This is a genomic window from Geminocystis sp. CENA526 (genome assembly GCF_050753365.1).
In the GTDB taxonomy this organism is placed as follows: domain Bacteria; phylum Cyanobacteriota; class Cyanobacteriia; order Cyanobacteriales; family Cyanobacteriaceae; genus Geminocystis.
Window position 1 is genome coordinate 1 of the sequence record NZ_JBLZFY010000050.1, and the last position, 14,889, is coordinate 14,889.

At 33.8% G+C, this 14,889-nt stretch carries 11 protein-coding genes and 1 pseudogene; 8 read left to right on the forward strand and 4 right to left on the reverse strand.

Annotated elements, in window-relative coordinates:
* Positions 1 to 83: 83 nt before the first annotated feature.
* Positions 84 to 1,883 (reverse strand): aspartate kinase, encoded by a 1,800-nt coding sequence (locus ACN4EE_RS13645; protein ID WP_431707007.1) that lies wholly within the window; start codon positions 1,881 to 1,883, stop codon positions 84 to 86.
* A 354-nt stretch (positions 1,884 to 2,237) separates the two neighbouring features.
* Between ACN4EE_RS13645 and ACN4EE_RS13650 the strand changes: the two genes are divergently transcribed.
* Both ACN4EE_RS13650 and ACN4EE_RS13655 read left to right on the forward strand, forming a co-directional pair.
* On the forward strand, positions 2,238 to 2,831 hold the full coding sequence (locus ACN4EE_RS13650; protein WP_431707008.1) for a DUF3727 domain-containing protein: 594 nt from the start codon (positions 2,238 to 2,240) through the stop codon (positions 2,829 to 2,831).
* Positions 2,832 to 3,146: 315 nt separating this feature from the next.
* A complete protein-coding gene (locus tag ACN4EE_RS13655; RefSeq protein ID WP_431707009.1) occupies positions 3,147 to 4,502 on the forward strand; it encodes a cation:proton antiporter in 1,356 nt (451 codons plus the stop codon).
* Between the two features lie 113 nt (positions 4,503 to 4,615).
* On the opposite strand, the gene ACN4EE_RS13660 is transcribed toward ACN4EE_RS13655, so the two are convergent.
* Positions 4,616 to 7,912 (reverse strand): hybrid sensor histidine kinase/response regulator, encoded by a 3,297-nt coding sequence (locus ACN4EE_RS13660; RefSeq protein ID WP_431707010.1) that lies wholly within the window; start codon positions 7,910 to 7,912, stop codon positions 4,616 to 4,618.
* Positions 7,913 to 8,111: 199 nt separating this feature from the next.
* Between ACN4EE_RS13660 and ACN4EE_RS13665 the strand changes: the two genes are divergently transcribed.
* From ACN4EE_RS13665 to hemB, 3 genes are all read left to right on the forward strand, one after another.
* On the forward strand, positions 8,112 to 8,678 hold the full coding sequence (locus tag ACN4EE_RS13665) for a hypothetical protein (protein WP_431707011.1): 567 nt from the start codon (positions 8,112 to 8,114) through the stop codon (positions 8,676 to 8,678).
* Positions 8,679 to 8,873: 195 nt separating this feature from the next.
* Complete coding sequence (locus ACN4EE_RS13670) at positions 8,874 to 9,470, forward strand: pentapeptide repeat-containing protein (RefSeq protein WP_431707012.1); 597 nt, start codon at positions 8,874 to 8,876, stop codon at positions 9,468 to 9,470.
* A 227-nt stretch (positions 9,471 to 9,697) separates the two neighbouring features.
* The gene (hemB, locus tag ACN4EE_RS13675; protein WP_431707013.1) at positions 9,698 to 10,690 is read left to right on the forward strand and encodes a porphobilinogen synthase; all 993 of its coding nucleotides are present in this window, start codon (positions 9,698 to 9,700) and stop codon (positions 10,688 to 10,690) included.
* Here hemB and ACN4EE_RS13680 read toward each other — a convergent pair.
* The gene (locus ACN4EE_RS13680) at positions 10,687 to 11,085 is read right to left on the reverse strand and encodes a response regulator (protein ID WP_431707014.1); all 399 of its coding nucleotides are present in this window, start codon (positions 11,083 to 11,085) and stop codon (positions 10,687 to 10,689) included. The two genes, hemB and ACN4EE_RS13680, sit on opposite strands and share 4 nt — an antisense overlap.
* Positions 11,086 to 11,106: 21 nt before the next feature.
* On the reverse strand, positions 11,107 to 13,041 hold the full coding sequence (locus ACN4EE_RS13685) for a response regulator (protein WP_431707015.1): 1,935 nt from the start codon (positions 13,039 to 13,041) through the stop codon (positions 11,107 to 11,109).
* A gap of 87 nt (positions 13,042 to 13,128) precedes the next feature.
* Between ACN4EE_RS13685 and ACN4EE_RS13690 the strand changes: the two genes are divergently transcribed.
* The 3 genes and pseudogenes from ACN4EE_RS13690 to ACN4EE_RS13700 all read left to right on the forward strand — a co-directional run bounded on the left by ACN4EE_RS13690 (position 13,129) and on the right by ACN4EE_RS13700 (position 14,859).
* Complete coding sequence (locus ACN4EE_RS13690; protein WP_431707016.1) at positions 13,129 to 14,169, forward strand: GAF domain-containing protein; 1,041 nt, start codon at positions 13,129 to 13,131, stop codon at positions 14,167 to 14,169.
* Positions 14,170 to 14,211: 42 nt separating this feature from the next.
* Positions 14,212 to 14,388: pseudogene (locus ACN4EE_RS13695) on the forward strand (histidine kinase dimerization/phospho-acceptor domain-containing protein); the annotation flags it as partial.
* Positions 14,383 to 14,859: a sensor histidine kinase gene (locus tag ACN4EE_RS13700; protein WP_431707029.1), complete on the forward strand. Its 477-nt coding sequence runs from the start codon at positions 14,383 to 14,385 to the stop codon at positions 14,857 to 14,859. The pseudogene ACN4EE_RS13695 and the gene ACN4EE_RS13700, both read left to right, overlap by 6 nt.
* Positions 14,860 to 14,889: the final 30 nt, after the last annotated feature.

Genomic DNA, 14,889 nt, shown 5'->3' on the forward strand with positions numbered 1-14,889 from the left:
ACTATTCACTATTCACTATTCACTATTCACTATTCACTATTCACTATTCACTATTCACTGTCATTCATGGGTGGGAGTGTCAATTATTCTTTTGATGGTACTTCTAATGTGGTGTCACCACTTAAACTGAAGGCTTCATGTACCGCTTTTAAGGCTTGAATGCCCTGAGATTCTGCCACTACACAACTAATTTTAATCTCCGATGTGGTAATCATAGAGATATTGATGCTTTCTTTTGCCAAAGCCTCAAAAAATTTAGCCGCAACACCCGGTGAACCAACCATGCCCGAACCAACTATACTTACTTTAGCAATGTTGGTATCCACGCTAATCTCTTTGAATTTAATCTCAGATTGTAGTCGATAAAGGGCTTCTTTTGCCTGTTGAGCATCCTGTTGCGCTACGGTAAAGGCAATATCACGCATGGGGATTCCATCGACAATGCGACACCTTTGGGATTGAATAATCATGTCAACGCTGATATTTTCCTCCGATAACACGGTAAACACTTTCGCCGCCATACCGGGTACATCTGGTACGAATAATATCGCTAATTGTGCTTGATTTTGATCTAAGGCAACCCCCCTAACTGGTACTAAAGTACTGTCTTGTTTTTCATGGTAGCTGATATTGGAGGAGTCGATGTCGAATGCCTCACATAAAGCATTGATGGCTCGATCGAACTCATCTTGAGCTACAATACAACTAACCTTAACCTCAGAGGTGGAAATCATCTGAATATTGACTCCTGCGGAGGCTAAAGATTGGAACATTTTTGCCGCAATACCCGGTCTTCCAATCATACCCGCACCCGCAATAGCAATTTTAGCGATTTTCTTTTCTACTAAGATGTCTGTATTGCCGTTTTCATCTAAAATAGGGGCGATCGCCATAGCCACAGATTCGGCATGGGGTAAAACACCTTTGACTACTGTAAAGGCAATATCGTTACTATTACCTTCGTGGATGGATTGTATGATTAAGTCAACATCGACATTTTGACGGGCAATTTCCCCAAAAAGTTTCGCCGCTATCCCCGGTCGATCGGCAACCCTCAAAAGGGCTATTTTAGCTTGATCTGAGTCAAATTGCACCGCATCTACAGCCTTAGTAATTTCTAAACCTACAAGGGGTTTACCTTGAGCAGGAGGAGAGATAACTTTTGTACCTGCATCATCAGTCCAACTGGATTTTACTACTAACTCCATGCCAAAATTACGGGCAATTTCCACTGCACGAGGATGTAAAACTTTTGCCCCAAGACTAGCTAACTCTAGCATTTCATCGCTAGTAATCTCATCCATTAATTTAGCGGAAGGTACAATTCTGGGATCAGTGGTTAAAATACCGGGTACATCTGTGTATATTTCACAGCAATCCGCTTGAAGGGCTACGGCTAAGGCTACGGCGGAAGTATCTGAGCCTCCTCTCCCAAGGGTAGTAATTTCAAAGTCAGTTAAATTGGTGATACCCTGAAAACCAGCTACCACAACTACTTTTCCTTGTTGTAATTCTCTGTTAATTCGATCGGGCTTAATCTCTAAAATTCGGGCTTTGCTGTGGTTGGCTTCTGTAACGATGCCTACTTGAGCGCCTGTTAAGGAAATGGCTGGTTGTCCTATCTCCTGTAGTGCCATACTCAACAAAGAAATGGAAACTTGTTCGCCAGTAGAGAGTAACATATCCATTTCTCGACGACAGGGATTACTAGAAATTTCTTGGGCTAATTTCACCAAGCCGTCTGTAGTTTTCCCCATAGCGGAAACTACTACCACCACTTGATTTCCTTCCTTGACAGTACGATATATTCTTTGACTCACCGATTTAATTCGATCGACTGAACCTACTGAACTACCACCATATTTTTGGACAATTAGCGCCATATCTTGACATTCACTCTAAAAATTACCTGATTAATAGTAACAAAATTTGTCTCGATCGAAAAAAAAATAAGCCAAAACGTTTTTTATACCTGAAACCTACTTAAGTCGGATATTCTTACATCGAACTGAAAGTAGAGTCTATATAGGGTTTGCTGAATAAATCTGAAGACTAGGAAAATCAGAATTAAGAATTAAAAACTATTCATTATTCACTATTCATTATTCATTATTCACTATTCGATCGAAGCTGATGTAAACTAGGTTATTTATTAAGTAATTCTTTATTAAGATCTCAAACCATGATATTGTGATTCTTACAAACAATTGAAATGTAGTTTCTAACTAAAATTAATTATGTCTTCTTCTCAATTTTCTTCGGAAAGTGGGCAATATGATGATACCGAGATTGTCACTATCTATGATGAAGAAGGGCGATCGCTCTCTTGTTATGTAGAAAACGAAATCGAGTATGATGGTAAAGCCTATGTTTTGTTAATGCCTATAGACTTAGCGATCGTAATTCTAACAGAAGAAATCAACGATGACGAGGATGAAGAATATGAAGAAACCGTCATGGTAGAAGATAGTGACGAAATAGAGGCTATTTTTGACGATGCGAAAGCTGTATTAGGAGAATTAAACCTTTATCTCAAACGTACGGGGTTTATTTTAACAGCCCATGGAGAATTACCTCCTTTAGAAGAGAATAACATAATAAGTTTAGAAATTGAAGAACACGCTTCAGAAATTGAACCTGAAGAATTACAGTTTTTAGCCAGTTTTTATAGTTTTGAGCAAAAATATAATATTTGTACCCCTTTAACTCCTATTTTATTTGTGGGAGAAAGAAAAAGTTTTGGCAAAATCGAGATATTTCAATCGGAAGAAGAAGAATTAAGTTTTATTCTTGAAGAATTATTATTTGACGAAGATTATGATGATAATTAAGAAATGCACAAAAAGTATTGTGATGAAGGGAGGTAATAGGTAAAGTAATGAAAAATCAAGATTTATAAATTTTGTATATATAAAATTATACAAAACCGTTTGAAATAGAATTAAGGTAAAAATGCTGGTTTTTTAAGAAAAAATTGCTAAAACTGAGAAAGTAATGATGAAATAAATCCTTAAACACGATTAAGTAACGATAAGTTACTCTTAATGGTTAGTTGTAAATTGCTAATTGTTAATAGTTATCAATTATTGACTCTAAAGGTTAAACTAACACAAAGAAAACTTTAGATAAAAAGGTAATTAGAATTTATGCCTTGGTATTATCCCGTTTTAGCAATGGCATCAGAAACAGAAACTGCTGATCCTTCATTAATATTAGCAGGTGTATTATTAAGTTTAGTTGTTATTTATTTCGCTAGTAAAATAGGAGGTGAATTATGCTCCCGTGTTAATCTTCCCTCTGTTTTAGGGGAGTTAGTCGGGGGTGTAATTATTGGAGTATCCGCTTTTAAATTATTAGTCTTTCCCGAAGGCGGTTTAGGGGCTGAAGATTCTCTGATTATCAACTTATTGCAAACTACTGCTAACCTTGCACCGGGTACAGAAGAAGTGACTTTTCATACCATGAGTGAAGTCATTGAAATTCTCTCGGAATTAGGGGTAATTATCTTACTTTTCGAGATTGGTTTAGAGTCTGATTTAAAAGAATTAATTAGAGTTGGTCCTTCGGCTGCGATCGTAGCTGTAGTTGGGGTAGTTGCGCCTTTTGTCTTAGGTACACTAGGATTAGTCTATTTATTTCATCTTCCCACAGTACCTGCGATATTTGCAGGGGCGGCGCTAACGGCTACCAGTATTGGTATTACAGCAAAAGTATTAGCTGAATTAGGTAAATTAAGTTCTACCGAAGGACAAATTATCATCGGGGCGGCAGTATTAGACGATATTTTAGGAATTATTGTCTTAGCAGTAGTGGCTAGTTTAGCCAAAACAGGGGAAGTACAAGTTAGTCAAATCATCTACCTAGTAATAGCCGCAGGTACTTTTCTGATTGGTACTATTTTAATTGGGCGTTTGATTAGCCCTTGGTTAGTTAGTATGGTAAATAACATGAAAACCAGAGGCAATATTTTAATTGTCGGTTTAATTTTTGCCTTTATTTTGGCTTACATCGCTAATGTGATTCAATTAGAAGCGATTTTAGGAGCTTTTGCGGCGGGTTTAGTGTTAGCAGAAACGGAAAAACGCAAGGATTTAGAAAAACAAATTATTCCTGTGGCGGATGTTTTTGTCCCTATTTTCTTTGTTTGTGTCGGTGCGAAAACCGATTTAAGTGTCTTAAATCCTGCTATCCCTAGTAATAGAGAAGGCTTAATTATTGCTTCCTTTTTGATTGTGGTGGCGATCGTCGGTAAAGTAATTACAGGCTTTACTCTCTGGGGACAAGATAAGATTAATAAACTAGCCATTGGTGTAGGGATGATTCCAAGGGGAGAAGTAGGATTAGTGTTTGCTGGTGTGGGTTCAGCTAGTGGTGCATTATCTCCTGCTACCGATGCCGCTATTATCGTGATGGTAATTGCGACGACATTTATCGCTCCTCCTTTGTTAAAAGCCGTATTCAAGGATGATGAGACGGTAGAAACAGAAACGAAAACGACATAGTGAATATCCAAAGACAAAAAGACAAGTAAGGTAAAAACAAGACAGGTGGACAAGAAGACAGGTGGAAAGATGAGAAATTGAGAATTTAGAATGATAAAAATTTTCTCTAGTCTTTATCTTGTTTCTAGGAAACGATCGATCATTTCCCATAGTTGTCTGAGTCTAACAGGTTTACTTAAATATTCATTCGCCCCTGCGTTTAAGCATTTTTCCTTATCTTCTTCCCTCACTAAAGCTGTGAGGGCAATAATGGGGGTATCTTTAAATAAAGGGTTCGATCGAACTGATTTAATAGCTTCAATACCATTTAACTTAGGCATTTGTATATCCATAATGATCAGATCAGGTTTTTCCGACTCCATAAGATTAATCGCTTCTTCTCCGTTAGTAGCAATAATTAAATGATAACCCTTTGCCTCTAAATAACTTTTAACACTTTTGATATTAGCAGAATTATCCTCTGCCAACAAAATTAAGGGTTTTTTCTGCGTGAACTCTTTTATATTAATGTGATTATTAGAATATTTTAAAGATTCATCTTCCCTATCCTCACCCATATCTTTTATTTCCTCACCAATTTGAGAAAGAGAAATCGGTAAGTCAACGGTGAAACAACTACCGACTCCCACTTCACTGGTGACACTAACTTTACCGCCGTGTAATTCCACAATCTTTTTCACCAATACCAACCCTAAACCTGTACCCTCATATTGTCGATTTAAGGCACTATCAATCTGCACAAAAGGCTTAAATAATTTTTCTATATCTTCTGAGGCAATGCCAATGCCTGTATCTTTCACTACAAAACGCAGATGATTAGACGCTTGATCTCCTTTATTAATGGGGGGAGGGGGGATGACTTCCAATGTAACTTTACCGTGAGCGGGGGTAAATTTCACAGCGTTATTTAATAAATTCAGTAAAACTTGACGAATACGATTTTCATCGGCATAAATTTTAGGTGCTTGAAAGGGTAAAACCATTTTTAGTTGAATTTGTTTTTTCTGTGCCAAAGGATTAATAAAAGCCAAACTCGATTCGCATAAGGAATTAACCTTGACATTTTGTAGATGAAGATCAATTTTTCCTGCTTCTATTTTAGTGACATCAAGAATATCGTTAATGAGAGATAATAAATGTTTTCCGCTTTTTTCGATCGTGCTAATACTTTTTTCTTGTTGGACATTCATCTCTCCATAGATTTTTTCTTGGAGAATTTCTGCCATGCCAAGAATCGCATTAAGGGGGGTACGCAATTCGTGACTCATCATGGCTAAAAATTCATCTTTGAGACGATTAGCTTTAATTAATTCTTGATTGAGTTGTTGTTGTTTTAATTCCGCTAATTTGCGTTCCGTAATATCATAGGCAAAACCAAGAAAGGCAATAACTTCACCTTGATCGTTAAATTGGGGGGAAGCACTTGTGATATGCCACCGCCAAGAACCATCTTTATGTATAACTCGATATTCTAAACCCCTTTTTTTTTCTCCACCCATCACGATAGCAAAAAATTCTTGACAATGGGCAACATCATCAGGATGTAATACTTCGGGGAAATTTAGCCCTTCTAATTCTTCGGGTGCAAAACCGAGAATATCTTCTGTATTGGGAGATAAATAGGTAAACTTACCTTCAGGATTAATACTATAGATTAAGTCGTTAGCTGTTTCGATAAAGGTACGATATTTGGCTTCACTGTTTTCTAATGCCGTAAGAACTTGTTTACTTTGAGTAATATCTTCTACTAATCCCTCTATGGCTATTAATTTGCCTGATTGATCCCAAACGGGATGCTGTAAAACATTAATAGTTTTTAGCTCTCCATCGGGACGGATAAAGCACATTTCTATTTGACTATCATTCTTTTGCTCAATCATTCTACGGATTTCAATGTTACCTTTTTCTAAATATTCAGGAAGCCAATTAATCTGGGTAATCCATGATTTGCCGATAACATCATCAGCACTTACACCAAAAATCTTTTCGATACTGTTACTAACATAGGTGAGAATAGAATCGGTATGACTAAAAATAAGAAATTTATCACTTATATCGTCTAAGAGTCTTTGAAATTTAGCTCGACTGGTTTCTAATTCGATCGTACGTTGTTGAACTTTCTCCTCTAACATACGATTCATCTGGGAGATTTCAATGTGTGCTTGTTTTAATTCTTGTTCATAGCGTTTAGTTTTAGTAATATTTGTTAAAACTCCTTCCCATACTATTGAACCATCGGGAAGATCTCTAGGGATGGATTCGGCGGTAATCCAACGCACTTCCCCATTAACAATAAGTCTGGTTTCACCGTAAAAAGGTTGTTTGTTTACAAATGCTTCCGTGTTAAGGGCAACCCAAGCATCAAAGTCTTCAGGATGTACACAGGCAAAGCCCTTAAGGGGATCTGATTCGGCTTCTTGACGATCTAATCCACATAATTCCAAAAAACGCTCACTCATAAAGGAAAAGTAAGCGAGGGGTTGTTCTGGTTTTTTCACCATAGTATAAGTTCCCACTGGAATCGCTTCTGTAATAGCTAAAGCAGTTTTAGCAAGGCTTTCACGGGCTTCTTCTAGTTCTGATTCAACGGTTTTTATTTGGGTTAAATCCTGACAAGTGACGATGATTTGATTCTCTAGTTCGATCGCACTAAACAAAATATCTAATACTTTACCCTGTTTATTCGTTACTTTGCATTGCAAATATTCGAGTTTTCCTGTTTCCCGTTGTTTCGCAATCAAGTTTTCCCATTTGCTAAATATTTCTTGTCGATATTGATCGTCAGGGTAAGCCTCTTGAAACCAATTAGAAACTTTGGGTATTTCTTCCTTGTCGTAACCAAAAATTTCATGAAAACGTTTATTCGTAAAGATTATATCAGGATTTTCTGTTAGATTATAACTGGCAATGGCAATGGGGGCATGGTTGAGGATTTGACGAGATTCTTCTTGAAGTTGTTTTAATTCCTGTTCTTTTTGCTTAATGGGGGTTATATCAACAAAAGAAGATAAAATAAAATTTCCTAGAACTCTCGCACCAATCAAAACATTTTTTATAGAGCCATCTTTGCAAGAAATCTCAAATTCTTGGGGTTTTATTTGTTCTATGGTTTTTTTGGCTGAATCAATCATTCTCATCCATTTATGAGAACAAAAATCACGGTAACTAGAGTCTTCATAGGCTAAGGAAAACCAATCATTGAGATTAGGAATATCTTCAATGGTATAGCCAAATAAATTAGTAAATCTGCAATTGAGGTAAAGAATACGAGAATCAGGAGGAGAAACTGAAAATGCGATCGCCACTGGGAGATAATCAAAGATTTTTTGCAGAGGGGATTCATCCGCCAATAATTGATTAAACCAATGGTTTTTGATTTTCTTAGTTTTGCCCTCTGTGAAGTCTTGCATCTTGATAATTATAGAATTTGACCAATAAGTCTATACCTAAATTCTATGATAAGCGAAGAGCATTGATCAGAAAAGTAATTTAAGATAATTTCTGACAATAAATTTAGGCATTTTTTATGATGAGAAAATCAATTATTGTTAAAAACTATGATATTTTCTACCAAAATTGAGTTAAATTTTTATTTAAACTGAGTTTTCTATGACATTAGATTCATCACTTTATATTATTTGCTCTGGTTTTCATTCCTCCTATTTAACTATGAATTTTTATCATTATTTAACCACAATTATTAATGATATTAATCAAGATAATACTATCCTTGTTCATTTCGATCGAACCTTCTCTAATAACCGAATCTCCCCTTATGATGGTTATAAACTGTATCAATATCTCGAAAAAACATATAATAAATTTTCCTTAAAAAACTTGACATTTATCGCCTTTAGTGCAGGAGTGATAGGAGCAATTATCGCAGGACATTTATGGGAAAAAAATGGCGGAAAAGTAGATAAATTATTAGCTTTTGATGGTTGGGGTGTACCCTTAATCGCCAATTTTCCCTGTTATCGCATTAGCCATGATTATATAACTCATCTTAGTTATTTAGGCGGAGAAAAAAACGCTTTTTATTGTTCTCCCGAAGTTTCTCACCTACAATTATGGCAAAATCCTCAAAATCTCAAAGGTTGGTGGCATAAGGAATTAGGTATCAAAACAAAAAGTGACTTATCAGAATTTCTTGTTTACTGTTTAGGGGGTTTGTAGTGAGGGCTTTAGCCCTTATCCTAAAGATTTAGAAGGGTTGAACAGTGTTCACCCCCTACAGCTTGAAATCTATAATTTTGGAGTTTCTTTTTTATCAAAAATTGTAAATTTTCAATCAAATATACTAAATTTTTTTTGTTGTTAATTTATAATTATAAGTCACATTAAAAAAATATATTAATTTTTATCCCTATTATGACTAATCTTTTAACCTTTGATTTAGCAAAAATTCGCCTTGGTGAGATTAAAGATTTACAAGGAGTAAATTTGAACGGGTGTAATCTTTCAGGGGGAAATTTAGCAAGGGTAAATTTTTCTAGTAGCTCATTAATGGGAGTAAATCTTACAGGTGCTAATTTACAGGGTGCTATTTTACGTTGTAATCTCAGGGGTGCAGACTTAACAGGAGCAGATTTACGGGGTGCAGATTTGCGGGGTGCAGATTTGCGGGGTGCTATTTTATTGTCGGCACAAGTGCAGGATATTAGTTTAGCAGGGGCATTTTTGGGAGGAGCGATTTTAACTAATTTGGATTTGTCTAACGCTGATTTACGAGGTACTGATTTACGAGGTACAAATTTAGTCGGGGCTTGTTTACAAAATACCGATCTGAGCAATACTAATTTAAGTGGTGCTGATTTGTCGGGGGCGGATATGGAGGAGGCTAATTTAATGGGTGCAGTGCTTCATGGTACTAATTTATCAGGGGCGAATCTTCTTTGTGCTTCGATCGAACCAAATGCCCTAGACTATTGTTTAAAAGAAGGAATTTGTTTTGAGGGTATATATTAAGCTAAAACGCATTTAACTTACATAATTCTCGAAAAGTTAATTATTCCCTTTTCCCTTTTCCCTTTTCCCTTTTCCCTTTTCCCTTTTCCCTAACCACATCACAAACTAGCTTATTAATGGCAAATGCTTTTGATGTAACGAAATATTGCTAAGAATTAGAGAGAGGGGTGCGATCGCCTTAAACTAAGGAAATGCCCATTATTTAATCAATTTATAATATATTAACTATGTTTCCTATTAATCGTCCTCGCCGTTTGCGTCAAAATCCACAACTTAGACGCATGGTACAAGAAACCGTTTTAACCGCTAATGATTTAATTTATCCTTTATTTGCAGTACCCGGTAGTTCGATCGCCAAAGAAGTAGTATCTATGCCGGGGGTATATCAATTATCTGTGGACAAAATTGTCGAAGAAGCCAAAGAAGTATATGATTTGGGTATTCCAGCGATTATTTTATTCGGTATTCCCACAGACAAAGATAATGATGCTACGGGAGCGTGGCATGATTGTGGCATAGTTCAAAAAGCCGCCACCGCCGTCAAAGAAGCCGTACCAGATTTAGTTGTAATTGCCGATACCTGTCTTTGTGAATATACTCCTCACGGGCATTGTGGTTATTTGGAAGTAGGAGACTTAGCAGGGCGAGTATTAAACGATCCTACCTTAGAATTATTGAAAAAAACCGCCGTTTCTCAAGCAAAAGCAGGTGCTGATATTATCGCCCCTTCGGGGATGATGGATGGTTTTGTTACCTCTATTCGTCAAGCATTGGATGAGGCAGGTTTTGAAAATACTCCCATTCTTTCCTACGCCGCTAAATACGCTTCTGCTTATTATGGACCCTTTCGGGATGCAGCCGAATCAGCCCCTAGTCATGGCGATCGACGCACCTACCAAATGAACCCCGGCAATGCCTTAGAAGCCTTAAAAGAAGTAGAATTAGACATCGCTGAGGGTGCAGATATGTTGATGGTAAAACCTGCGTTATCTTATATGGACATTATTTGGCGTGTGAAGGAAATCACCAATTTACCCGTAGCCGCTTATAACGTTTCGGGAGAATATTCCATGATTAAAGCCGCCGCATTAAATGGATGGATTGACGAGAAAAAAGTTACCCTTGAAACTTTAACCAGTTTTAAACGTGCTGGTGCGGATTTAATTTTAACCTACCACGCTAAAGATGCGGTGCGTTGGTTAAATGAAGTTACATTTTAACGATATTCATTCATTATTTCTTCAATTAAATCACCTAAATTCATGGGGTTAAAAGGTTTGTAAATAACTCCCTTTGCCCCCATTTTTCTCCAGTTAAATTGTGTATCAGATTGTGCCGTTAAAAAAATAACAGGAATTTTAGCAATTTTAGGGATGGAAAATAACTTTTTAATGGTTTCTTCGCCGTTATCTTCAGGCATTAAATAATCTAACAAAATTAAATCTAAATTATCCTCTTTTAATGCTATATTAAATCCTTCTATACCAGAATCAGCACTAATAATTGACCATTGATTGATCATTTCTAAAGACATTTTTATTAATTGTTGTACTTCTTGACTATCATCAATAACTAAAACTCTGAAACTTTTTTGAGAATAATTTGTATTTTCCATAACCATAGTATCGTAACAAAATTAGGTAATCCCAAAGGATAAATCAACTCTTTTTAGATGAGTCATAATTCTAGGATACAATTCCAAATCAATTTTTGATTTACTGATAAAATCATCAGCACCCGCCTCCACAAACTGAGTAATAATATGAGATTCTAAATTACCCGTTAAGAAAATAATCGGTATAGATTTTAATAATGAATCTTTTTTAATAATTTTACATATATCTAATCCATTTAGTTTCGGCATTTGTAAATCGAGAATAATCAATTGTGGTTTAATTTTTTTAATTTCTTCTAAAAATATTTCACTATCAGAAATAATATGAATATTCACTGGTAATTGATTAATAATTAATTTTTCCTTTAAAACTTCTGTAAATCTAATATCATCATCAATGATTAAAATATCGTAATTATAACTACTTTGAGATTCTTTCTGATTGTCTAACAAAACGCTTTTGATATTTTTCCATAAAATTTCTAAGGAATTATCTTTACTTAAAAACGCACTGATGGGATATTTTGAACAATATAATCTATTATCTAAATTATCATTTTTACTATAAATTATTGTTTTGGTTATTTCCTCTTTTTCCTCTAATAAATTAAACATTTTGATTAGTAAATTTGGATTTTTTTTCTTCCATTGGGTTTCTAAAATAACTACATGATAATCCTTTTCTTTTATATATTCTATCCCCCGATCGATCGAATGAACAAACACAAAATTAACTTGAGGATTATCTATAAACATAATTAAATTATTAGCTAATTTAAGATCATCATCTATAACTAAGATTTCGATCTTATCATCATTGAATATATTGAGATGTTTGTCATCATGATTTTCTTGATTAATAACTCTATCTTGTGAGAATAAATTATTCTGTAAATTATTTAACAAATTCATCAGAGTATGTTTAATATCTTGAGAATATAAATTATCTCGATTATCTTTGAAAATATTTTCGATTTTTTTAGCAATTTTACTAGCTTCCTCAAAACCGATACTTCCTAAAAAGCCGACAAAATTATGAGCAATGCGTATAGCTTTATCAATATCTAAATTATCATTTTTACCTTGTATATAGTCAGATAAATTTTGACAATCTTGTTTAATACTGTCTTGATTATCTAACCACATTTGTTCAATTAGTTGTTTTAACTTATCTTCTTTTGTTTCGATAATTTTTGTATCTGATTTATCTATATTTTTTTGATTATCAGCTTTTTTTCTCTTAACAGATTTCTGCTTATTTTCAGCCGTAAATAGTTTTTCTGATTTGGGTTTTAAACGATAACCCATGCCATAAACTGTTTCAATAAAGTTTTTTTCTAAACCTTTTTCTTCTAATTTTTTTCTTAAAGATTTAATATGAGTTCTTAGTGTACTATCGGTTGGAGTTGTATCAATATCCCAAAGTTTGCCTATAATAGATTCTGGACTAAATACTTTATTAGGAGTAGTTAAAAATATTTGTAAAATTTTAAATTCTGTAGGAGTTAAATTAATTTGATCTTGATTATAAATAACTAATTTTTCTTCGGGCATCAAAATTAAATCATGCCACATTAAATTAGACGATTTTACTTTAGTTTCTCGTCTTAATAATGCCTTTACTCTTACTAATAATTCTGCAAAATCAAAGGGTTTAATTAAGTAATCATCAGCGCCAGATTCAAAAGCTTTTATCTTATCATTTTGGTTATTTAGTGCAGTAATAAATAAAATCGCAATGTCAATTCCATTTCTTCTTAATTCTCGACAAATATCGATACCGTTTTTTTTCGGTAACATCATATCTAAAATTAAAATATCATAGGATTTTTCTTGGATTTTTTCGACGATATTAAATCCAGTACTAACAATATCCACTATTTCTGATTCTGGTAATAAATAATCGTAAATGAGTTGTCCTAAGCGTTGATCATCTTCAGCTAAAAGAATTTTCATAGTTTTATCATACTTTTAAATATCTTATGCTCAGTTTCATCGTGATTAAACTTATACTAGAAACAATCTTAAGATATAAAAAAATAAATGTTATTCTCCTTTATTAATATTTTTACTAACAATCATTATATACCCCATGGACACTGTTATCTATTGGAGTCTTCTTTGGTGTGGTTACACTTATTGTCAGATTTATTTATCAGTTTGGCTTATTTTTCGATTCCTTTAATGTTGATTTATTTTGTGCGTCAACGAGATGATGTACCATTTACTTACATTTTTTTGCTATTTAGTTGTTTCATTCTTTTTTGTGGTTTAACCCATGTTATGGGGATTATTACTCTTTGGTATCCTGTCTATTGGTTATCAGGAATTATCAAAGGTTTAACAGGATTAGTTTCAGTGTTAACGGCTTTTGAGTTATTCCCGATTATTCCTTTGGCTTTAGCTTTACCAACTCCAGAAAAGTTGAAGATTCTTAATCAAGAATTAGAGACTCGCATTCAAGAAAAACAAGTGGCACAATTAGAGTTAAAAACGTTAAATCAAGAATTAGAAGAAAGAGTACAAAAACGAACTTTGCAAATAAAAAAAATTAACGATCGACTCAAGTATAAAATGAAATTAGAGCAGTTAGTGACAGAAATCTCTAGTTTATTTATCAAAGTTTCCTCTGAAAATATAGATAATAATATAAAGCTATCTTTGCAAAAAATATTAAAAGTGCTTAATATTGATCAAGGTTATTTATTATTAATTAAATCTTTTAAAGACTTGAATGATAATCAATATTTTTGGGGAGAAAATACCCAACCTATTAATATTAATAATGAGTTACCTATATTATTAACTAACTTAGAAAAGTTAAAGATAGTTTATGTTAGTGATACAGATAATGAAAAAAAAAATAACCTATTAGATAATCTTTATATTAAACAAAATCAAATCAAATCAACTATTGCTATCCCGTTAATTTATGAAAATTCGATGAAGGGTTTTTTACTATTTAATAGTATTAAAAAATATAAAAAATGGGAAAGAGTTAATCTAGTTTTTGTTAAATTAATTGCGACAATTTTTGTGAAAGCGCTGGAAACTTATGAAATGCAAAAAGAGTTAGAAAATTAGAATAAAGAATTACAACGATCGAATAAAGAATTAGCAGAATTTGCTTATGTAGCCTCCCATGATTTACAAGAACCATTAAGAACAATTAGCAGTTTTTCAGACTTATTAAAAGAGGAATATTACGACAAAATAGATGAGGAAGGTCAACAATATTTATATTTTATCACTTCTGCGTCTAATCGCATGAAACAATTAATCAAAGATTTATTAAGTTTGTCTCGCATACAAACAAGAGGACAAGAATTTTCTTTTGTTAATTCTAATGATATTATTAAAGATGTGCTAGATATTTTACAGATTTCGATCGAAGAAACGAAAGCGACAATTAACTATCAAAAATTACCATTAATTATGGGAGATAAATTTCAACTCACTCAATTATGGCAAAATTTAATTTCTAATGCGATAAAATTTCATAGTGAAAAACCCCTAATAATTAATATAACCGTAGAAGATAAAATCAATCAATGGTTATTTGCGGTGGAGGATAATGGTATTGGTATTGCACCTGAATTTAAAGAAAGAATTTTTATTATTTTTCAAAGGTTACATCGTCAAGAGCATTATGAAGGCACAGGTATTGGATTAGCCTTATGTCAAAAAATTATTAATCGTCATGGAGGAAAAATTTGGGTAGAATCAGACATTGGTAAAGGAGCAAAATTTTTGTTTACTATTCCCAAAACTTAATCTATAGTTATCGAGCTTTATCATTTTTTA